This window comes from Pontibacter diazotrophicus (assembly GCF_003367245.1).
GTDB classification, from domain to species: Bacteria; Bacteroidota; Bacteroidia; order Cytophagales; family Hymenobacteraceae; genus Pontibacter; species Pontibacter diazotrophicus.
Genome location: NZ_QRGR01000012.1, coordinates 1 through 21,228 on the forward strand (window position 1 = coordinate 1; position 21,228 = coordinate 21,228).

19 protein-coding genes are annotated in these 21,228 nt (G+C 47.9%); 11 read left to right on the forward strand and 8 right to left on the reverse strand.

Annotation, left to right across the window (positions count from 1 at the left end; all coding sequences use genetic code 11):
• Nucleotides 1–215 precede the first annotated feature (215 nt).
• Nucleotides 216–2,294, reverse strand: a complete 2,079-nt coding sequence (locus DXT99_RS12220) for an alpha-ketoacid dehydrogenase subunit alpha/beta (RefSeq protein WP_115565847.1) — start codon at nt 2,292–2,294, stop codon at nt 216–218.
• 228 nt (nt 2,295–2,522) lie between these two features.
• Here DXT99_RS12220 and hemF point away from each other — a divergent pair, with 228 nt between their 5' ends.
• Genes hemF through DXT99_RS12240 form a run of 4 tightly spaced genes read left to right on the forward strand, consistent with a single transcriptional unit; the run spans nt 2,523 to nt 7,366 of the window.
• Complete coding sequence (gene hemF, locus DXT99_RS12225) at nt 2,523–3,422, forward strand: oxygen-dependent coproporphyrinogen oxidase (RefSeq protein WP_115565848.1); 900 nt, start codon at nt 2,523–2,525, stop codon at nt 3,420–3,422.
• 6 nt (nt 3,423–3,428) lie between these two features.
• The gene (locus DXT99_RS12230) at nt 3,429–4,001 is read left to right on the forward strand and encodes a phosphatase PAP2 family protein (RefSeq protein ID WP_115565849.1); all 573 of its coding nucleotides are present in this window, start codon (nt 3,429–3,431) and stop codon (nt 3,999–4,001) included.
• Nucleotides 4,002–4,010: 9 nt separating this feature from the next.
• Nucleotides 4,011–6,428 (forward strand): TonB-dependent receptor, encoded by a 2,418-nt coding sequence (locus DXT99_RS12235; protein WP_115565850.1) that lies wholly within the window; start codon nt 4,011–4,013, stop codon nt 6,426–6,428.
• A gap of 2 nt (nt 6,429–6,430) precedes the next feature.
• On the forward strand, nt 6,431–7,366 hold the full coding sequence (locus DXT99_RS12240) for a DUF4249 family protein (protein ID WP_115565851.1): 936 nt from the start codon (nt 6,431–6,433) through the stop codon (nt 7,364–7,366).
• A gap of 77 nt (nt 7,367–7,443) precedes the next feature.
• Here DXT99_RS12240 and DXT99_RS12245 read toward each other — a convergent pair whose 3' ends face one another.
• Entirely contained in the window at nt 7,444–8,028 is a 585-nt protein-coding gene (locus DXT99_RS12245; RefSeq protein WP_115565852.1) for a riboflavin synthase, read from the reverse strand.
• Nucleotides 8,029–8,282: 254 nt separating this feature from the next.
• On the opposite strand from DXT99_RS12245, the gene DXT99_RS12250 reads away from it, so the two are divergent.
• The 4 genes from DXT99_RS12250 (at nt 8,283) to DXT99_RS12265 (ending at nt 11,439) form a co-directional block, all read left to right on the forward strand.
• A complete protein-coding gene (locus tag DXT99_RS12250; RefSeq protein WP_115565992.1) occupies nt 8,283–8,942 on the forward strand; it encodes a protein-L-isoaspartate(D-aspartate) O-methyltransferase in 660 nt (219 codons plus the stop codon).
• A 111-nt stretch (nt 8,943–9,053) separates the two neighbouring features.
• Nucleotides 9,054–9,995: a gliding motility protein GldB-related protein gene (locus DXT99_RS12255; RefSeq protein WP_115565853.1), complete on the forward strand. Its 942-nt coding sequence runs from the start codon at nt 9,054–9,056 to the stop codon at nt 9,993–9,995.
• A gap of 227 nt (nt 9,996–10,222) precedes the next feature.
• Nucleotides 10,223–10,774, forward strand: coding sequence for an acyl-CoA thioesterase (locus tag DXT99_RS12260; protein ID WP_115565854.1), 552 nt, complete (start codon nt 10,223–10,225; stop codon nt 10,772–10,774).
• 5 nt (nt 10,775–10,779) lie between these two features.
• The gene (locus DXT99_RS12265; RefSeq protein ID WP_115565855.1) at nt 10,780–11,439 is read left to right on the forward strand and encodes a hypothetical protein; all 660 of its coding nucleotides are present in this window, start codon (nt 10,780–10,782) and stop codon (nt 11,437–11,439) included.
• Nucleotides 11,440–11,791: 352 nt separating this feature from the next.
• On the opposite strand, the gene DXT99_RS12270 is transcribed toward DXT99_RS12265, so the two are convergent.
• From DXT99_RS12270 to alaS, 3 genes are read right to left on the reverse strand one after another with little or no spacing between them, the layout of a single operon-like run.
• Nucleotides 11,792–12,910 (reverse strand): TlpA disulfide reductase family protein, encoded by a 1,119-nt coding sequence (locus DXT99_RS12270; protein ID WP_115565856.1) that lies wholly within the window; start codon nt 12,908–12,910, stop codon nt 11,792–11,794.
• A gap of 12 nt (nt 12,911–12,922) precedes the next feature.
• The gene (gatB, locus tag DXT99_RS12275) at nt 12,923–14,380 is read right to left on the reverse strand and encodes an Asp-tRNA(Asn)/Glu-tRNA(Gln) amidotransferase subunit GatB (RefSeq protein WP_115565857.1); all 1,458 of its coding nucleotides are present in this window, start codon (nt 14,378–14,380) and stop codon (nt 12,923–12,925) included.
• Nucleotides 14,381–14,395: 15 nt separating this feature from the next.
• The gene (gene alaS, locus DXT99_RS12280) at nt 14,396–17,032 is read right to left on the reverse strand and encodes an alanine--tRNA ligase (protein WP_115565858.1); all 2,637 of its coding nucleotides are present in this window, start codon (nt 17,030–17,032) and stop codon (nt 14,396–14,398) included.
• Between the two features lie 203 nt (nt 17,033–17,235).
• Between alaS and DXT99_RS12285 the strand changes: the two genes are divergently transcribed.
• Both DXT99_RS12285 and dprA read left to right on the forward strand, forming a co-directional pair.
• Nucleotides 17,236–17,583: a MerR family transcriptional regulator gene (locus DXT99_RS12285; protein ID WP_115565859.1), complete on the forward strand. Its 348-nt coding sequence runs from the start codon at nt 17,236–17,238 to the stop codon at nt 17,581–17,583.
• A gap of 12 nt (nt 17,584–17,595) precedes the next feature.
• On the forward strand, nt 17,596–18,729 hold the full coding sequence (gene dprA / locus DXT99_RS12290) for a DNA-processing protein DprA (RefSeq protein WP_246000684.1): 1,134 nt from the start codon (nt 17,596–17,598) through the stop codon (nt 18,727–18,729).
• A gap of 104 nt (nt 18,730–18,833) precedes the next feature.
• Here dprA and DXT99_RS12295 read toward each other — a convergent pair whose 3' ends face one another.
• Together DXT99_RS12295 and DXT99_RS12300 are read right to left on the reverse strand one after the other, a co-directional pair.
• Complete coding sequence (locus DXT99_RS12295; RefSeq protein WP_115565860.1) at nt 18,834–19,835, reverse strand: cation diffusion facilitator family transporter; 1,002 nt, start codon at nt 19,833–19,835, stop codon at nt 18,834–18,836.
• A 282-nt stretch (nt 19,836–20,117) separates the two neighbouring features.
• Nucleotides 20,118–20,414 carry a GIY-YIG nuclease family protein gene (locus tag DXT99_RS12300; RefSeq protein WP_115565861.1) on the reverse strand — a complete coding sequence of 99 codons (297 nt, stop codon included), beginning with the start codon at nt 20,412–20,414 and terminating at the stop codon, nt 20,118–20,120.
• A 338-nt stretch (nt 20,415–20,752) separates the two neighbouring features.
• On the opposite strand from DXT99_RS12300, the gene DXT99_RS12305 reads away from it, so the two are divergent.
• Entirely contained in the window at nt 20,753–21,013 is a 261-nt protein-coding gene (locus tag DXT99_RS12305; RefSeq protein WP_115565862.1) for a hypothetical protein, read from the forward strand.
• 9 nt (nt 21,014–21,022) lie between these two features.
• On the opposite strand, the gene DXT99_RS12310 is transcribed toward DXT99_RS12305, so the two are convergent.
• The gene (locus DXT99_RS12310; RefSeq protein WP_115565994.1) at nt 21,023–21,223 is read right to left on the reverse strand and encodes a hypothetical protein; all 201 of its coding nucleotides are present in this window, start codon (nt 21,221–21,223) and stop codon (nt 21,023–21,025) included.
• Between the last annotated feature and the right edge of the window lie 5 nt (nt 21,224–21,228).

Genomic DNA, 21,228 nt, shown 5'->3' on the forward strand with positions numbered 1-21,228 from the left:
TATCTTTTCTATACATTGCCATTGGGTGTCGGTTAAATCACTTAGGTAAGTCATAAGTCTGCAAACTTTTCTTACCCAACAACCGGCACCTACTTTTCTATTCAACTAAATCAAAACAGCCTCTAAGGGAAGGCTCTTTTATTTTAATTTTATGATGGCAGTAAAATTTTAAGTGAAATTACTTTAGGTTAACATGCTGATGGTTGACTTTGAACTTAGTAATTCAGCAAATCTTCCATAGCCGCAGCTACTTTATCCGGGTTCGGCAGCATCATCTTTTCCAGATCCACGTTCAACGGAATAGCCGGAAGATTAGCAGCTCCCAACGTATAGACAGGTGCGTCCAGCTTCTGAAAGCAGTCTTTTGACAAGCGCCCTGCCAGCGACTCTGCAAAGGAATTCATCAGCGGCTCCTCAGTCAGCACCAATGCTTTGCCATGCCGTTCTACAGATGCTTTCACAGTCTCATAATCAAGCGGGTTCAACGTACGGAGATCTACAATTTCTACACTTCCGGGATATTGTTTTGAAGCTGCTTTAGCCCAGTACACGCCCATGCCATACGTGATGACGGCCATACTGTTGCCCATGCGCAGCTCCTGCTCATCAGCCTGCTGAACAATGCTGGCCTTACCGAGTGGCAGGATATAGTCAGCGTCAGGTTCAAAGGTTTTCGCGTCCTCGGTGCCTGGCACTTTAGACCAGTAAATGCCCTTGTGCTCCAGCATTACCACGGGGTTCGGGTCCAGGAAAGCTGCTTTCATCAGGCCCTTCATGTCGGCGGCATTGCTCGGGAATACTACTTTAATGCCCCGGATATTGAGCAGGGTCGACTCTATACTGCCGGAATGATAAGGACCGCCGCCTCCGTAAGCACCTATCGGCACCCGGATAAGGGACTGTACAGGAAATTGGCCGTTAGAGAGGTAGCAGCTTTTGGACAGTTCCTCTACTAATTGATTGATGCCCGGCCAGATATAATCGGCAAATTGGATTTCCACTATCGCTTTAGCGCCAACTGCTGACATACCCGCCGTAGAACCAACTATGTAGGCTTCCTGTATCGGCGTATTAAATACGCGGGCATCGCCATATTTCTTCGCCAGCAGGGCTGCCTCCCGGAACACACCTCCCAACTCTCCCCCAACATCCTGCCCATAGAACAATGCTTCCGGATAAGTCTTCAGAATATCATCCACCGCATGCAGGGCTGCATCCACCATCGTTACTTTCTCAGCACCGACCGGTCTGCGCTCGCCCTTTTCTTCTGTAACAGGCGTAGGGGCAAATTCATGCTGATCATATGTAGCCGGATCAGGCGCAGGTGCCTCTAATGCACGTTTGTAATCCTGTGCCACTGTATCCTTTGCTTCCTGCTCCAGCGCCTCTATTTCATCTTCAGAAACTTCCGCATCCAGCAAGGTCTGGCGCATCTGAGGGATAGGATCATTTACTGCATGCTGTTGCAGGTTGTCGCCCCGGTACCACTCGCGGCGCACGCCGGAGGTATGATGGCCCAGGAGCGGCACTTTAGCATGAACGAGTATAGGCCGGCGCACCTTACGGGCATATTCAAAAGCCACACGCATGCCTTCATACGACTCCTCAAAGTCGGAGCCGTTTACGCGCAGGCGCTCCATTCCCTTGAAGCCAGCAGCAAACTCATAGGAATCCATGGCGCGCATTTCCTTTCCGGTAGCGGAGATACCCCAGTCATTGTCCTGCACGAGGTACACTATCGGCAATCCTTTCAGCACTGCCATCTGGAACGCCTCAGAGACTTCGCCCTCCGTTACAGCACCATCTCCAATGGAACATAACGCCACGGGTTTCTCCTCGCCCTGCAGCAGGCCCTGGCCTTCCAGGTAAGAAATAGCGTGTGCCATACCGGTAGCCGGAATTGCCTGCATGCCTGTGGCAGAACTCTGGTGCGGAATAATCGGAAAACCTTCACGCTTCAGTGAAGGATGGCCATAATAGGTGCGCCCGCCTGAGAAAGGGTCATCTGCTTTCGCCATAAGCTGCAGCATGAGCTCGTAAGGCTGCAGACCTATACCCAGCAGCATCGCATCATCCCGGTAGTAGAGAGAGGCGTAATCGTAAGGCTGAAGCTGGAAAGCTGCTGCTAACTGAATGGCTTCGTGTCCGCGCGAGGTACTGTGCACGTACTTGCTGCAGATTGCTTTATTTTCTTCATAGGTGTCTGCCAGCGTTTTGGCAGTTATCATGAGTTGGTAAGCCTTTTTTAACAGATCAACGTCCAGTTTTACAGCTTCCAAAGAATCTTTTACCATAATTTTGTATTGGTTTGCCCAAATTTACGAATTTCCGGCCTCTTCCTAAAATTTGCCACTTGCTTCGGTTGTACGCTTTTCATTTGGTAATTTTACTCCTGATATAGATATATTTTTTAAGTACCTGGTATTCATTCAGGATAAATTCCCCTCTGTTTATGTTTGTTCTTTAGCAAATATGAATACAGGAACAGTAAATAATTGTTTTAACCCCGCAGCCACACAATCATGTTCAGAGAAGAAGTAGAGGCGTTTATGCGCCAGTTTCAGAAAGACCTATTCCAAGCCCTGGAAGCCTGCGATGGCGGCGCTACCTTCAGTGCCGACGAGTGGCAGCATGAGAGTGGTGGAGGCGGCATCTCCCGCGTGATAGAAGGCGGGAATGTGCTGGAGAAAGGCGGCGTGAACTTTTCTGCCGTGGAGGGTGAACTCTCCCCTGCTTTCATGAAAATGCTGCTGATGCCAGACCCTAATTATTTTGCCACAGGTGTATCAGTTGTCATGCACCCGCACAGCCCGATGGTGCCCATCACGCACATGAACGTGCGCTACTTTGAGGCTGGAGACGGACAAGCCTGGTTCGGCGGCGGCATAGACCTCACCCCTATTTACCTGGACCTGAAACAGGCAAAGGAGTTTCATGAGCAGATGAAAGCGGTATGCGACAAGCACCACCCCTCCTACTACCCGGAGTTTAAAAAGTGGGCAGACGATTATTTTTTTAATGAGCACCGGGAAGAAACCCGGGGTGTAGGCGGCATTTTCTTTGACCGCTTATCAGCTAACGAGGAGTTTACTATAGAAGAGCGTTTTGCATTTGTGCGTGATGTGGCCTATGCCTTTATTCCCTTCTATACCTCCATCATGAACCAGAACCGCGACCTGCCTTATGGGGAGCGGGAGAAACAGTGGCAGTTGCTGCGCCGGGGCCGCTATGTGGAGTTTAACTTAGTGTATGACCGGGGTACTAAGTTTGGGCTGCTCACGAAAGGCCGAATCGAATCTATCCTGATGAGCCTACCTACGCACGCCTCCTGGATCTATAATTTTACACCGGAGCCAGGCAGCGCCGAGGAACAGACGCAGGCATACCTGAAAAAGGAGATTGACTGGCTACAGGTGCAATAGGGGAATATGGAAGAACTGGAGCAACTCGATCAAGACCTGTTCGTTTACCTCAACGACATGCAGAATCCTTTCTGGGATGCCGTGATGGTCTTTGTCTCAAATAAGTACGTCTGGATACCTTTTTACCTGGGCCTCATCGTTTACCTCGTGTGGCGCTACCGGAAGCAGAGCATCCCGATGCTGCTGTTGGCTATCGTTGCGGTTGGGCTGGCAGATTTTGTGGCCTCAGGAGTTTTCAAACCTTACTTCGCACGCCTGCGCCCTTGTCACGATCCGGAGCTTTCTGCTGTGGTGAACATTGTGCAAGGCTGTGGCGGCCGGTTTGGCTTTATGTCATCACACGCTTCCACAGGCTTTGCACTTGCTGTGTTCTTTAACCTGATTCTCTCTGACCGCTACCTGATTTTTAAGATTGTGCTGGTGGTCTGGGCGGTGGTGGTATCCTACAGCCGCATCTACCTGGGGGTGCATTATCCCGGCGATACGATTGGAGGGGCTTTACTGGGTTCTTTCTTTGCTTATTGTTGTTCGCTCGGTTATACTATACTTTTAAACAAATATCCCTCTCTTATACGTTAAACCTTTAGGATGAAAAGCTGTTCTTCCATCATCTATAAAACAGCCACTGGTTTGCGCATAAACAGCATCAAATCTCTATTTGCGATATTACTTTTTTTTGCTTTTGCCCCCGCATCAGCACAGGATAACTACAGGCTTTCCGGACGTGTGGTAGATGCCCTAACTGGTGAGGGACTGGCAGGAGCTTCCGTTTCCCTGCAGGAGCGCATTAGCATAGGTGCTATTACAGAAACAAATGGAAGCTTCTCTCTGACTGCTCCAGCCGGTACCTATACCGTTGTGGCCAAATACATCGGCTACGACGACGCAAAGCAGGTGCTTGAGTTAGATCAGAATCGCCAGGTTAACATAAAATTAGCACCAACAGCATATGGGGTTAAGGAGGTGGAAGTGGTGGCGGAACGGCAGCAGCCTATTACCCAAACAGCTACCCTGGGGCAACTGGAACTGCCAATGGAAACCATCAAAACACTTCCGGTTCTTTTTGGAGAGCTGGATATATTAAAAACAATTCAACTGCTACCGGGCGTGCAGTCGGGTGGCGAGGGCAACACGGGCTTTTATGTGCGTGGCGGAGGAGCCGACCAGAATCTGGTGCTGCTCGACAACGCCGTCGTTTATAATCCAGGGCACCTGCTGAACTTCTTTTCAGTGTTCAACAGCGATGCCATAGCAAACACCACCCTGATCAAAGGAAACATGCCTGCCCGTTACGGTGGGCGCCTCTCTTCTGTACTCGACATAGAAATGAGAGAAGGCGACATGTCTGATTTCAGTGCAGAGGGTGGCATTGGTTTGATCTCTTCGCGGCTTACGGTGCAGGGACCAATTGTAGAGGACAAGGCTTCTTTTATCTTTTCCGGTCGCCGTACTTATATTGATGCCATTCTGAACCCGTTCCTGAAAAACACAGAACAAGGCGGCGTGCCATTCCGGTTTTACGACCTGAACGGTAAACTCACTTATGCTTTGTCTGCAAAGGATAAATTGACTCTGAGCGGTTACTATGGGCGGGACATTGGGGACCTGCGCTTATCAGATGGTCGCTTTACCTCTGAGTTTTCATGGGGCAATGCCACGGCCACTGCCAGATGGAATCACCAGTTCAGCGACAAGCTGTTTATGGATGTATCAGGGGTGTTCAGCAACTATCAGTTTGAGTTTAACTGGGACTTTGGAGGCTATAATACTGTGCTGCAGACGGGTGTGGAGGATTATAGCCTGAATGTAGATTTTGATTTCACCCCGAATGTGCGGCATCACCTGCAGTATGGGGTGCAGTATACGTACCATACGCTTCGCCCCCGCACAGGCGAGGCGGAGGGCGAAGATGGAGAAACTTTTGGCACCAGCCAGGTTCTGCCCAAATATGCCCACGAAACGGCCCTCTATGTGTCGGATGATTGGAATGTGACGGACAAGCTGCTTGTTAGCTTGGGTTTGCGCAGCAGCCACTTTATGCAGGTGGGGCCATTCAGCTATTACCACTTTAATGAGAATAACATGGTTACAGACTCCACCAGGTATGGAAGCGGTGAGAAAGTGAAGTCTTTCCAGGCGCTGGAGCCAAGGGCATCTGCAAGGTATACACTCAGTGATCAGTCGTCTGTAAAAACTGGCTTTGCCCGTTCTGCACAATATCTTCATTTGGTCTCTAACGCTTATACTACCCTGCCACTGGATGTGTGGGTGCCGAGTTCTGCTATCGTAGAGCCACAACGCGCGACACAATATGCCCTGGGCTATTTCCGAAGCTTTGCTCAAAACCAGTATGAAGGTTCTGTGGAAGTATACTACAAAGACCTGGAAAACCAGTTAGAGTATAGAGAAGGCTTTGCCCCCGGCCCCAGCAACCGCGACCTGGAATACGAGTTTGTGAGTGGCAGTGGCGAATCGTACGGTGTGGAGCTTTTTATGCGCAAAAACTATGGTGATTTGCAGGGCTGGGTGGGCTATACGCTGTCTAAAACTACACGCCAGTTCCCGGAGCTAAACAATAGCAGAGAGTTTCCTGCCCGTTTCGACCGACGCCACGACCTCTCGCTGGTGGGCAGTTATAAGTATAACAACCGCTGGACCTTTGGTGGCAGCTTTATTTTTGGAACTGGCCAGGCGACTACTTTGCCTTTGCGGCGCTATTACCTGGAAGGCACCATTAATTACCAGTATGGCGACCGTAACAGCTTCAGGATGCAGCCCACGCACCGTCTCGATTTATCGGCAACGTTGGAAGGTAAAGACCGCGAACGCATTAAATCTAACTGGACATTCTCTATTTACAACGTGTATGGTCGGCGGAACCCATTCCTGTACTATGTCGATAACGAGGGCAGCCTGTCAAATCAGAACCTGAAACTGCAGGCGAAGAAAGTATCTATTATCCCGTTCCCGCTGCCTTCTGTTACCTGGAACTTTATCTGGAAATAGATATGAAAATACGACCTTCGATTTTTTGTTTGTTGATGTTTTTGCTACTCACTGGTTGTGAGGAGGACCTGAATTTGATCCTTCCTGAAGGAGAGGAAATGCTTGTGGTGGAGGGGCATATAGAACAAGGTACCCCACCAGTAATAGTGCTAACACGGTCAGTGCCTGTTTTCTCAGATCTATCTGTAGAAGCGCTGGAGCAAAGCTTTGTGCACGATGCACAGGTGACGGTAACAAGCAACGGGCAAGCGTATATGCTGCAGGAAGTAGCCTCACCGGCGTTTTCCGAAGAGCTGCGGCAGATCGTAAGCGTGCAACTAGGGATTCCGGCGGAGCAGCTAAGGCGCAACAGCGGCTTTTTATTCTATGTTTACACAACTGATGAGTTGATGGGTGAAGTGGGGCAAAGCTACCGGCTGCGCATCAGTCAGGAAGGCAGGTTGCTCACCGCAACTACTACCATACCGCAGCTCAACCCGCTCGATTCGCTCTGGACAGTACCCCACCCTGACCCGCAGGAGGATAGCCTGAGGATTCTCTATTATGGTTATACTGACCCGGACACGCTGGGTAACAGCATCCGCTACTTTACCAAGCGTAATAACGAGCCTTTTTTTCCCGGCCTGTTTACCTCTGTCTTCAACGACGAACTGGTCAACGGCAGCTCCATCAGCTTTCCGCTGGACCGTGGAGAGCCAAAGGGACAGGCAGAGATAAACGAGGAATTATATAGTTACTTCGGTGTAGGTGATACAGTTATCGTGCGTTGGTCCGCCATCGATTTGCCGCACTACCGCTTCTGGTATAGCCTGGAGAATGAACAGAACAGCAACGGCAGTCCCATTGGCACTCCTAACATTACACAATCTAACATAGAAGGAGGCCTCGGCATCTGGGGCGGCTACGGCGTTACTTACCACACCATTGTAGTTGAATAATAGAATAACCGAATTTTGAATAACTGAATAAACATAGATAATTTTCTCTGTGCTTAAATGCCGTTATTCAAAATAAATTACTTCCCCAGCAGGCGCGCTACGTACTTGCCAATAATATCAAATTCAAGATTAACCGTGTCGCCGGGCTTTACGTGCTGCAGGTTGGTGTGCTCGTAGGTATAGGGTATGATCGCCACAGAGAAAGAATCTTCTCTGGAGTTCACGACTGTCAGGCTGATACCATTCACACAGATGGAGCCTTTCTCTACTGTAACATTCCCTTTGGAGGCATCATACCGGAAGGTGAATACCCAGCTTCCGTTCTCATCTTCTACTGATTCGCAGACAGCGGTCTGATCTACGTGGCCTTGCACTACGTGCCCGTCGAAACGGCCATTGGCTTGCATGCAGCGCTCCAGGTTCACGATATCCCCCTCCTTCAAATTACTCAGGTTTGTTTTTTGCAGCGTCTCGTCAATGGCTGTCACCGTATAGGCATCACCTTCTATGTTTACCACCGTTAGGCAAACACCATTGTGAGCCACACTCTGGTCAATCTTCAGCTCATTTGTAAATGGGGCACTGAGGGTAAAATGCCTGTTCGTGTTTTCCTCACGGATTTTAGTGATACGTCCTAACGTCTCTATAATTCCTGTAAACATTTTCCTGCTTTATATGTGTAGTAGATGTTTGGCAGCAAACAAAAAGCAGCACGACTGTCTGCTAATACTACCTTCATTTCATTTACCAAAATTAACTTATTTCAACGGCTAATCTTCCAGCAACACCTTTTTAATAACAGTTAAAGTATGAAATAAGAAGCATATTTGAGCAGGTATGCTTAATTTCGCATAGCTACGGTACCTCATAAAGGCATTGTAGCATGTATGGTAATATCATAAAGAACAAACTAGAGATGGAAACAGATTCGTACAGACACAAAGGCATGCGCCGTGCATTAATCAAAATACTGCAGGAGAAAGGCATTCGCGATCCACGCGTGCTGGCTGCCATTGAGGCTGTACCAAGGCATTACTTTTTCGAGAAAGCGTTTCTGGAGCAGGCTTATCAGGACAAAGCATTCCCGATTGGGGAAGGTCAGACTATTTCACAGCCTTACACGGTCGCTTTTCAGACAGAGTTACTGAACCTGAAGCCAACAGACAAGGTACTGGAAATTGGCACCGGCTCTGGCTACCAGTGCTCTGTGCTGCTGCAACTGACACCGCATGTGTATACCATAGAATATAACCGTGTGCTGTATGAGAAGGCGCTTCTGTTCTTTAAGAAGTATGGGCTGAAGCCGCATACCTTTCATGGAGATGGCTCAGAAGGGCTGCCCGCCTATGCCCCCTACGATAAAATTATAGTGACTGCTGGTGCTCCCGGTGTGCCAAAGAGCCTGGTACGGCAGTTAAATGTGGGAGGCTCGCTGGTAATTCCTGTGGGAAATGAAAAGAGCCAGAAAATGATGCGGATTACGCAGGTGGAACAAAATGAATTTACCAAAGAGGCGTTCAGCAGCTTTAAATTTGTGCCGCTTTTAGGAAAATCTGGCTGGGAAAGGGAAATGTAGCGAGTCAGCATTTTTATATCAAAACAGCAGGTTTAAAGAGAGAGAACAATATCCTGCTAAGGATGCAACCCATTGACATAGTACTTCATCTTTGTAGGAAACTAAAAAACTATGAAAATGAGAGCATGTCTTTTGATGGTATTTGTCCTGGCGTATACGACCTGTTTCAGCCAGAACAACTTTGAAGTCATCACTTCTGATGTAGACCTTTTCTGGAAAGCCTTTGCAAAACTTGAAAGCGCTGCAAGCAAAGAAGATTCAATAAATATTCTGGAAGAGGAATATATAGCGAAAGGCTCACCGGGTGTCAGTCAATTTACGCCCGGACGCATTCGTAATGCTGCCTATTTGCAGAAAGTGATCAACACACATCCTGCCTATTATACACAGTTGCGTGAGCACTCCCACAAATTGAAGGAAGCTGTACCCAAAATGGAAGCAAGCTATAAACGCTTACAGCAGATTTACCCAGCCACCAGCATACCGAGGGTCTATTTTGTAATTGGAGCGATGAACTCAGCAGGTACCATTGCAGATGATCCGGTAATTGGGGTAGATATGTTTGGCTTATACCCTACCACACCGACGGAGGAACTTAGTAACTGGCATAAAGCAGTACTAAAGCCAATGGATCAGATAGACCTCGTAGTCATGCATGAAATTGTGCATATTCTGCAAAGTGGCAGTGCTGATAACAGTGAATCTTTATTAAGTAAAATTATCGGTGAGGGGGCAGCTGATTTTGTCTCAGCATTAGCAGCTAGTGGACACATCAACAAGCATTTTCACAGCTATGGAGACAAGCACGAGAAGGAACTGTGGGAAGAATTTAAGGTGCAAATGGCCCAGAAAGATTTAAGCAACTGGTTATACAATGGCGAAAAAATCAAAGACAGACCAGCAGATTTGGGATATTATATGGGCTACAAGATTTGTGAGGCCTACTATAACAGCACGAAGGATAAACAACAGGCAATTTATGACATCCTGAACATAAAGGACTACAACAGCTTTATGGAGAAGAGTGGTTACGCGCTGAAATTTAACCAGTAGTTGATGTTATCTTGCACCAGGGCATACGTTCAGAACCTTTAACTATTTCTGTAACCTATATATTCCCCATTTTTCGGGCACTTGCTGATGAAAGCAGTGCCCTTTTTCATTCTTCTGCGCGTAGGGCACACTGCTGTACTTCGGCTATTAAAGAGCAAGTTTGGAAACTATATTTTACCAATTAGGCACATAAGCGTATCTTTGCGGCATCAAACAAGCATAACAAAATGCGTAAATCCAAAAAAGTACAAGACTCTTACGTCATCATGACGGAGCTGGTGTTGCCAAACGACACAAACACGCTGCATAACCTGATGGGCGGCCGCATGATGCACTGGATGGACATCGTGTCTGCCATCTCAGCTCAAAGGCACTCCAACCGAATTGTAGTAACTGCCTCTGTAGATAATGTTTCTTTCTCTGAAAGTATAAAGCTGGGCAATGTGGTGACACTGGAGGCTAAGGTAACACGCGCCTTTAACTCCTCTATGGAAGTACACATTGTGGTGTATGCCGAGGATATACCAAGTGGCAAAAAGGTAATGTCGAACCAGGCATTTTTCACCTTTGTAGCCGTGGATCAGCTAGGAAACCCTATTGATGTGCCGGAGGCAATACCAGAAACAGAAGAAGAAATCAAGCTTTATGAAGGAGCACTCCGTAGGCGCCAGTTGCGCCTCGTACTGGCGGGCCGCATGAAACCAAGTGAAGCAAAGGAGCTTAAATCCATCTTCGAGATTAAGGAAGACGCACAGGGTGGCGTAGACAAAGTAAAGTAAAAATTATGGCAGGCTTACAGGCAGATAATATTAATCCGGAGTTCTTAAGAAACTTTATCACGGAAACCATTTATGTGGTGGAGGGTGATGTTGCCGCCGTGCCTTCCTTGCCGCCTGCTGTCTCAACAGCGCCTCCTGCTCCTGAGGAAGAAAGAACTGCAGCAGAAACCAAGCCTGAGACCGCCGTTAAGAACCTGATAACTGACCACGCGCCTGTAGCGACGCCACAAATTCCAAAGTCTCCTGATGCCGCTGCGGCAGTAGCAAAAGCTGTTGAAAAATATGATATAGCAGGCGCTAATGCCAAAGGAGTAGTTGTGCTGGTAACCTTGCCTGACGATGAATTTAATAAGCTGCCACAGTTGCAGTTTCTGCAGAAGATATTAGGGGCTATTGGACTTCAGCCTGCCGGCGTGGCTTATGTGAACAATAAAACAGGTGCTACTGCCCTGTTCGAAGACCTGCAGCAAGCGCTACAGGTAAACTATATTATCAGTTTCGCTAGCCGCCTGGACACAACGCTACCCCATGACAAGTTCACGCTTTACCATCCGGTGATGGTGGGTGATGTGCCGGTTGTTTTCTCTCAGGCCCTCTCCATGCTGGAGACGGATATGGAGCATAAGAAAAAGCTTTGGGGTGCCCTGCAACAGGTGTTTTTGTAGAGAGGCACCTTCCCAAGCTTTTCCTGATAAGGAAGAGAAGGATCTAAAGTAGATAGACTTTTACCAGGTTTTACACAAGACAACATCTACGCAGAAATTAGTCCCAGCGGGACGATCTGTCACTAGAGATCGATTCGCACTTGTTCTTTAGCTCCAGAGGAGCGACTTGTTTAGAATGCTTTCACAGAACGCTCCTCTGGAGCTAAGGTGACTCTTTGTTAAAGCCTATTAACAGATCGTCCCGCTGGGACTGTAGCATACCCATAAAAAGCAGCGGCCTTCCCATACAGGAAAGGCCGCTGCTTTTTATGATCATTAGCCTGTTGTTCTGAAGATAACAGACTATGATAATCTAGTCTAATAAAGAAGCTAACTTTTGCTCTAGCTCTGGTCCTCTCAATCCTTTTGCAATAATCTTTCCTTCCGGATCAATGAGTACTGTCTGTGGAATAGCTGTCACATTGTACAGGGTGGCGGCGCTGCTTTCCCAACCTTGCAGGTCAGAAACGTGCGGCCAGGTAAGTTTATCTTTCTCGATTGCCTGTAGCCATTTGTCCCTCGACTGGTCAAGAGACACACCAAAAATCTCAAAGCCTTCGCCTTTGTTTTTGTAGGCGTTGTACATCCTCACCACGTTCGGGTTCTCCTGGCGGCAAGGACCGCACCAGCTGGCCCAGAAGTCAATCAGAACATACTTTCCTCGCAGCGATGAAAGAGACTTAGAGCCTCCATCCGGCGTAGGGAGCGATATATCGGGAGCAGTCTGACCTACAGCCGTGTTACGGAAAGGCTTCAGTCGCTCATTCAGCAAAGTAGTGTACTTAGAATCTGGAATATTCTTGTTGAACAAGGTTGACATACTGTCTGCGAAAGCAAAGTCATTGGTTGGATCCACGAGGCTGGCAGTACCAAAAGCGGAAACAACAGAGTTTGGGTGCTGCGCGATAAAGTTTTTAACCTGGTTCTGCATTACAACAAAATCCTGACGGACCTGCTCCGCCTCTGCTGTTTTGCCTTCCTGCATCGCCTTTTTGAACTGCTCTTCCAGCTCCATCTGCTTTAGGCGCGTCTCATTTACCAGCTTGTTCAGTTCAAGGAAGAGCTTAGTGTCTTCGGAGCCCTCTACTTTTACTGTGCCATTCATGTCCTCCGCATCGGCCTCCACACTTATCTGGCCTTTATCCAATACCAGCATCAATCCGTTCTGCTGGTCCCTTGCAATGCGATAAAAAGTTGGCTCAGACACATTCCCTTCAAAGGTAAAGGTACCATCTGCGGAAATTTGTGCGGTATCGCGGGCCTCAAACTGCACCTCGCCTAACTCATAGAGGTAAATAGGGCCTGAGGCTGCATTGTTCAGCTTGCCTTTGATGGTATAACCCTCACCGCCGTTAGAGGCAGATTTATTTCCCTGGCAACCTGCAAGCACAACAACAGCTGAGGCAACTGCCGCTATATTCTTTAATCTCATATTAATGGGTATTTAAGCATTTAGACTTTCGCGAAGCAGCTTGTTTGCTACCTTAGGGTCAGCCTTTCCTTTCGTTTTCTTCATTATCTCTCCCATAAACATGCCAATTAGTGACTGTTTGCCTGCTTTATATTCTTCTACCTTCGCAGGGTTTTCAGATAACACACCTTGTACAATCTGTCCCAACTCGTCAGAGTCTGACTCCTGCAGCAGGTTCTGCTCCTCGGCCACTTGCTGTGCCGTAGTATCAGGGTGCTGCAACATGTATGGGTAAATCTGTTTGGAAGCGATGGAGTGGCTTACCTTATTCTCATCTACTAAAGCGATTATCTGGGCGATTTGTTCCGGAGCCAGCGGAAAGTCTCTCATGTGTAGCTGCAACTCGTTCAGGTAAGACTTTACCGGGCCCATCATCCAGTTGGAGGCTGCCTTGTAGTTCTTCGTATGGTTACAAAGCTCCTCAAAGTACAAAGCAATTCCCTTCTCATCGGTGAGCACGGTTGCATCATACTCCGGCAAGCCGAACTCACCCACAAAGCGTGCGTAAAGGTCCTGAGGCAGACTTGGCATTTCAACTTTAATCTGCTCCAGCCATTCTTTCTCAATTACCAGGGGCTGCAGGTCAGGCTCCGGGAAGTAGCGGTAGTCGTTCATGGTTTCTTTTGAACGCTGCGCTGTGGTGGTGCCGGTGTTAGCATCAAAGCCGCGTGTTTCGCCCTCTACCTTTTCACCGCGCTCCAGAATAGCAATCTGGCGCTCGATTTCATGTTCGATGGCACGCTGCACGTTGCGGAAAGAGTTCATGTTCTTCACCTCCACTTTGGTACCGTATATCTCCGCGCCTTTCAGCATCACTGATACGTTGGCATCGCAGCGCAAAGAACCTTCTTCCATGTTACCATCGCATATTTCGAGGTATTCTACCAGGCGCTTGATTTCGGTCAGGTAGTTATAGGCCTCAACAGAATCTCTGATATCAGGCTCTGATACAATTTCGATCAGCGGTACGCCGGCCCGATTAAGGTCTACAAGGGTTTCTATCTCTCCGGGTAAGTGCATGGACTTACCGGCATCTTCCTCCATATGGATGCGGGTGATGCCGATGCGCTTGTCCGTGTTCTCTGCATTTTTCACCACCAGGTGCCCGTGTGTGCAGACAGGGGTTTTGTCCTGCGTAATCTGGTATCCCTTTGGAAGGTCCGGGTAAAAATAATTTTTACGCGCAAACACATTATAGCGTGTGATTTCGCAGTTGGTGGCAAGGCCCATTTTGATGGCCATTTCCACTACTTTTTTATTGACGCGGGGTAAAGTTCCCGGGTGGCCTAGTGTAATCACACTCAGGTTGGTATTCGGCAGCATACCATATTCTGTTGAGTCTGCAGCGTAAGCTTTACTTTCCGTTAGGAGCTGCGCGTGCACTTCTAAACCAATAACTGCCTGATATTTATTTCTTATCTCTTTATCCATCTGTTTATGTACAGATTATATTTTTAACGAATTCTTTATCAATTCCAATGCTTTGGCTGGTACCGCCTGTAAACCAGCGGAGTCTTTACCTCCTGCTGTGGCATAAAACGGCTGACCGCCCCCGCCGCCTTTTATTTCTTTGGCCAGGTCACGCACCAGTTGGCTGGCGTTCAGGCTCTTTTCTGACACCAGGTTGTCTGACAGCATCACTGCAATCTGGGGTTTGCCGTCAATCTCAGCAGCCAGTACCAGCACCAGGTTATCTACCACCTGCCGCATATCAAAGGCCAGCTTCTTCAGGTGGTCAGAACTGCTTACCTCTACCTGTTCTGCCACAAAATTCACGCCATCCAGCTGTTGTGCCTGTTGCACCAGGCTGTCTTTCAGGCTGCTTAACTGCTTCAGCTCAAAATGCTCCAGTTGCTTCTGCAGCACCTTATAATCCTCCTGTAGCTTTTGCACGGCTCCTGAAAGGTTGCTTTGTGTGCCCACTACTTCCCGAACGGCATGCAGTTCGTTTAAGTGTTGCTGCACATAGTCTTCTGCCACTGTGGCGGTAACAGCCTCTATACGGCGTACACCTGCCGCTACGGAGCTTTCAGATACAATTTTAAAGTAGCCTATCTGGCCGGTATTGTACACGTGCGTTCCGCCGCACAACTCTACCGAATGCTCCCGGTCGAAAGCGATGACACGAACAAACTCACCATACTTTTCTCCGAACAAAGCCATAGCGCCCATGCCTTTTGCATCGGCAATAGGCGTGTTGCGCTGCTCTTCCAGCGGAATACTTTGGCGGATGCGCTCGTTCACGATATGCTCAATCTCGCGCAGCTGTGCTTCCTCCACCTTTGCAAAGTGAGAGAAGTCAAAGCGTAATAGCTTTTCGCTCACAAGAGATCCACGCTGCTGCACATGGTCACCTAATACTTTTCTTAAAGCAGCATGCAGTAAGTGCGTAGCAGAGTGGTTCTTACGGATAAAGTTGCGACGTTCTGCATCTACCTGGCTTTTAAACTCTGCTTCTACGTTTTGTGGCAGCTTGGCCGTAATGTGCAGTATCAGGTCGTTTTCCTTTTTCGTGTCCAGCACTTCAATCTGCTCCGTTTCAGAGATGAGGTAACCGGTGTCACCGATCTGTCCACCGCTCTCTGCATAGAAAGGTGTCTGATCCAGTACAAGATGGTACTCGCTTTTGTTCTTAGTTTTCACCTGGCGATAACGCACGATATGGGAAGTAGCCTCATCCCGGTCATAACCCACAAATTCTGTTGTCACATCCGGTTGCACCACTACCCAGTCGCTTTGCTCAGAGGCAGAGGCGTTGCGGGAGCGGTTTTTCTGCTGCTCCATTTCTACACTGAAGCCAGCTTCATCCACTTTCAGGCCTTTCTCACGGGCAATAAGGGCAGTCAGGTCCAGCGGGAAACCGAAGGTATCATATAGTTCGAAGGCTGTTTTGCCGTCGATGGTGTTGTTGTTCTCTTTAAACTTCTCTTCCAGGGCATCCAGGCGCTTCAGACCGTTGTCGAGGGTGCGCAGGAATGCATTTTCCTCCTCCTCTATCACACGCTGTACAAAGCTTAACTGCTGCTTCAGTTCAGGGAAAACGTGCGCCATCTGGTCCGCCAGTACCTCGGCCAACTTATACAGGAAGGGCTTCTTAAAGTCGAGGAAGGTAAAGCCATATCGTACAGCACGACGCAGGATACGGCGAATTACGTAACCCGCCTTGTTGTTGGAAGGCAACTGCCCATCCGTAATAGCAAAGGCAATGGCCCGGATATGGTCGGCCATCACGCGGATAGCAATATCTGCTTTCTCGTTCTCGCCGTACTTCAGCCCAGCTTCGCCTGCAATGAACTGAATCAATGGCTGGAAAACGTCGGTGTCGTAGTTCGAGCGTTTCTGCTGAATAGCCATACACAAACGCTCGAAGCCCATACCTGTATCTACATGCTGGGCAGGCAGTTTCACCAAAGATCCATCAGCCAGTCGGTTGAACTCCATGAATACGTTGTTCCAGATTTCCACTACCTGCGGGTGGTCGTTATTCACAAGGTCTTTCCCCGGCACCTGCGCGATCTCTTCTTCAGAGCGAAGGTCGATGTGGATTTCAGAGCAGGGGCCGCAGGGACCGGTATCGCCCATTTCCCAGAAATTGTCTTTCTTGGAACCGAACAGAATGCGGTCTTCCGCAATCATGGTCTTCCAAATATCATAAGCATCCTGGTCTTTCTCCAGATTGTCTTTCTCATCTCCCTGGAAAACAGAAACGTATAGCCTGTCTTTAGGCAGCTGGTATACTTCTGTTAAGAGCTCCCATGCCCAATGCAGCGCTTCCTTTTTAAAGTAATCGCCGAAAGACCAGTTGCCCAGCATCTCAAACATGGTGTGGTGATAGGTGTCGTAGCCTACTTCCTCCAGGTCGTTGTGCTTGCCACTTACGCGAAGGCACTTCTGCGTATCTGCGATTCGCTTGTAAGGTGCAGGTTTATTTCCTAGGAAATAATCTTTGAAAGGGGCCATACCGGAATTGATGAACATCAATGTCGGGTCGTCTTTTACCACAAGCGGTGCAGAAGGCACCACCTGATGTTGTTTAGAAGCAAAGAAGTCAAAAAACTTCTGTCTTATCTCAGCTGAATTCATGTATGAGTATTAAGCCTTTAGATACAAAGTGCTGTACTTGTTGTTTAATAACAAAAAATAACGAATTTTTGCCTTACAGAATCCCACCTGATGGGCCGTGTCTGGAAAGCTCATTAGAGGCAAAAGTAGCATAAATTAGCCGTAATCAGTAGCATCAGTGCAAAAATTAGTACTGGAACTACCCTAAATATAGAAGAAAAGCAATGCCTTATAAAGAAAAAGAAATCGAGAAACAGTACTACAGTATAGGTGAAGTAGCTGCCCAGTTTGACGTTGCCCCTTCCCTTATCCGCTTCTGGGAAACTGAATTTGAGCAACTGAAGCCTAAAAAAAATAAGAAAGGCAATCGGCAGTATACGCCCAAAGACATAGAGAACCTGCGCACTGTGTACCATCTTGTAAAAGAGCGTGGCTATACCATTCAGGGAGCCAAGGAGATGATGAAGAACAAGTCGGTGCAGACAAAAGATAAGATTGAGATCATTGAATCGCTTGAGAAAGTGAAAGCTTTCTTACAGGGCATCAAGAATCAGTTGAACACAAAAGCATAATCCCCTCGTACGATGCCTGTAATGGTGGATGAGCAGAACATTTACGAAGTAGCCTTAACCAAACTACCTGGAGTAGGTTCGCAGCTCATTCGCGTGCTGGTCAGTTACTGCGGTTCGCCGAGAGGTGTTTTTGAGGCTACTCCAGGCAAACTGCTCAAGATTCCCGGCCTCGGAAATACCAGGGTCAGGGGCCTGCTTGATGGAGCCAAAGGAGCCCTACTGGAAGCGGAACAAATACTAAAGCAAGCGGAAGAACTGGACGTGCAACCGCTCTTTTATACCTCTGCCAAATACCCTGATCGCCTGAAGCAAATTGCCGATGCGCCTGTGCTACTGTATTATCGTGGCAACGCCAACCTGAACCAGAAGCGCATCATCAGCATAGTAGGCACACGGCAGGTTACCTCCTACGGGCAAACGGTTACAGAGCGCATTGTAGATGAACTGAAGCAGTTCAGTGTAATGGTGGTCAGTGGCCTGGCCTATGGCGTGGATATTATCGCGCACAGGGCGGCCCTGCAGGCAGGAATTCCAACTATTGGCGTAATGGCGAGTGGCCTGGATATTGTGTATCCGGCCGCACACCGCAAGTATGCCGAACGCATGCTGACACAAGGAGGACTGCTGACCGAAAATGTCTTCGGCACAAAACCCGATGCCCCGCGGTTTCCGGCACGAAACCGCATCATCGCTGGTATGTCTGATTGCACCATTGTGATTGAGGCAGCTTTGAAGAGCGGAACTCTTATAACAGCCGACATTGCCCATAGCTACGACAAAGAAGTTCTGGCCGTACCCGGCAACATCACCTCTCCTGTTTCGGAGGGTACCAATTATCTCATCAAATCGCATAAAGCAGCCGCTTATACAACAGCACAGGACCTGGTAGAACTGCTGAATTGGGACTTAGAGGATGAAGCCGCGGCCAGAGCAAAGACAAACTCACCTTCTTTTGACGCTTCTGAATTTAACCCCGATGAACTGAAGGTGCTACAGGTACTGCAGCAATCAAAGGAAGAGCAGATGGATAATCTGAGCTGGAAGGCACAGGTGCCGGTAAGCCTTCTTGCTTCTGTGCTATTAAACCTGGAGTTCAGAGGAATTGTAAGAGCCTTACCTGGTAAACGCTTTAGACTGCTGACATAGCAATAAAACTGAACTTGCTGACTTATTGCTGGTCTTAATAATAGAAGCATAATTTTATCTTGTTAAACTGGTATGAAACGAGAGTTAGTAGTATCAGCCAGACGCTAGTCCAGCGTGTGCTTCCTGTCTGCAATCACCTTCTCAAATTCCCATTCTACCCGCGCTTTAAACGGGTGCCGCCGCACATCACAGCTATCTAGTTTAGTGCAGATAGAACAGGAAGGTTCTATACAGGGATCTGTGTGAATGAATAGCTCAATGCTGGGGTCAATTTTTTCGCGCACTACTTTTCCTACTGCCTCTACTTCGTCATGTGCTTCCAATACATTCAGGTACCAGGGCACGGTAAGGTGACAGTCAATGTGCAGTGTGGCGCCGTACTTGATGACACGGAGATTATGTATGTCAATCCAGTTCTCACGGCGGTTCTCATTAAGTACCTGTACGATATCCTTTAGTAGTTCATAATCTGCTTCATCCATGATGCCTGCCACAGAACTTCGCAATATACGGTAACCGGTCACGCAAATAATCACACCAAACAGGATAGCCACTACGCTGTCTATCCAGATTTGACCAGTCAAGTAAATAAGTACCAGACCCAGCAGAATACCAGCTGTTGAATAAGCATCTGACATCAGGTGCTTGCCTCCCGCTGTCAGCACCATCGACTTGGCATGCTTTCCTCTGCGGGTAGTGACATAGCCCACAATGTAATTGATGACACCTGATACAGCAATCAGGAGAATACCTATATCAAGCTGTTGCAGCGGAACAGGCTCAACTAAATTGTATATCGATTTGATGATGATGATACCACCGGCCACTAAAATCAGGGAGCCTTCGAGTGTAGCCGCAATGAATTCTATTTTGCCATGCCCATAAGGGTGGTTCTCGTCACGCGGAAGGGCAGACAGGATGAGGCTGTACAGCGAAAATCCTCCTGCTACCACATTGATAATTGACTCCAGCGCATCCGTCAGAATAGCATTGGAATTTGTCAGGAAGAAGGCGACAAACTTAGCCAGCAACAGAAGCACTCCTACTGCCACTACAAGTATCTGCAGCCTTACATTTTCACTTTTGTTTCTTAGTTTCCCGATCACTCTGCTGCTTTCTAATGAAATTCTTCTGATACGCGTAAGCCACACCAACAGGTATAGTTTAGGGGGCACAAAGGTAACAGAATAGCCTATTAATGTCTAACCACAGTTAAAGGAACATTTAAAAACGGATGTGGGTTTACAGGCTTGCAAACTTTGTATTATGAACCTGTGGCAGTTCATGGGAACAGCATGGAGGAAAGTGTTTGCACGCATTATATTACCTAATAAAACAAAAGCGATGGGTTTGTCCCATCGCTTTTGTTTTGTAGAGATATAATATTTTTAAACCAATGTATCGCTCAGATCGAGCCAGTTCGGATTCATGGATTCTACCAGGCGTAAAGTGAAGTCATCTCCGCCGTTCTTTATTTCCTGCTCCCGGTTGATTGCTATTTCTTCTCTTTCATAATGCTCATAGTAAACCAGCTTGGGCTGCTTTTCGGCTACGGCGGCATCTTTGGCATCACCCTGATTCACCTGCTTTATGTGGTGTTGCAGGTCTCCGGCTATCCCAACGCGTAAACTGCGTGACTGGTCGCCAAGGATGTAAACAAAATAATGTGGTTGTGGTGCTTGCATAAATATTCGCTTCTTCGGTTGTATACGGAGAAAAATTGACTGCGTTCAGTGGCCACCTCCCCCTCCTCCTCACACAACGCAGCCGGTCACATTCTTATTGCCAGGGAGCAGAAACACTGCCTTGAAGAGGTGTTTTATTCGCTGCACAGATAGCAGTTGCAGCATTGCCTGCTTTCCTGCTTCAATCTCATTCGCAAAAGGTATCTCGTGTTAGCGCAGAAGGATCTTTAAGGCATCTTTCCTGCTCAGTATAAAGTATATAGAGGGCAAGCGCAAAAGACTTATGAACATCCGCCACTAGATTAACAGATCCTATTTACAAATATAAAGCGAAAAAAATGGCTATAAACCCAAAGCTATTAAAGGTATTGGACAAGACTTATGCACCAGACGAGCGGTATGATCAGAAACTGCTGGGGAAGGATATTACCTATATCACAAATGAGCACGGTGAACCAATCACTTTGTTTATCGGCAGCCGCCGGGAAGATGGCAGTATAGCCGGAGAACGCTACGTGCGACGCATTGTAAGGAAGCCGGACACCCTGGAGATTCAGAAAAGCCACTGGGAGAATAAAGGGAAAGTGAGTCGCAGCTAAAATTCACGTCTATAGCTCATCCAGGTCATAGTCTTTGCCTTTGCCATACTTTACCAGTTCATTCAGCATATAAGTATCTAAGGTGGTGAGATCCTTTACTTTATATTCCCCATCTTCCGGCATCTCTATCACCTGAAACTCAAATTCCTCTCCGTAGTTTTTTAAGCGGTATTTCTTTCCCTTCCGGAGGTTGTCTATTGATATCGCCATCGCTG